General features: G+C 62.3%; 1 pseudogene. It reads right to left on the minus strand.

Going from position 1 to position 398, the window contains the following annotated elements:
* Positions 1-398, minus strand: a pseudogene (narZ, locus tag HFC70_RS26605) (nitrate reductase subunit alpha); the annotation flags it as partial.

The following is a 398-nucleotide window of genomic DNA, read 5'->3' on the forward strand; positions in this document are numbered from 1 at the left end:
CTGTAGGTGGAGTGAATGCCCCACTTCTGGTGCGGCGTCAGGAAGTTCAGCGCCTTCTCCTTGTTGCCGTTCGGCTTGCTGTTCAGCAGCGGCTGCGCGGCGCGGGTGTCGATCGGCGGCCGGTATACCAGCAGGCTTTCACCGAAGGCGCGCATCCACTCATGGTCCTGATACAGCTGCTGACGGCCGCTGAGGGTGCGCCACGGGATCAGCTCGTGCACGTTGGTGTAGCAGGCGTTATAGGAAACGTGTTCGTCCTCCAGACCGGACCAGGTCGGGCTGGAGATGATTTTGCGCGGCTGCGCCTGAATGTCGCGGAAGCGAATTTTCTCGTCTTCCTTGTTCAGCGCCAGATGCCGGTGATCGCGGCCGGTGACGTTGCTCAGGGCTTCCCAGGC

It is taken from the genome of Agrobacterium sp. a22-2, from assembly GCF_012276985.1.
In the GTDB taxonomy this organism is placed as follows: domain Bacteria; phylum Pseudomonadota; class Alphaproteobacteria; order Rhizobiales; family Rhizobiaceae; genus Allorhizobium.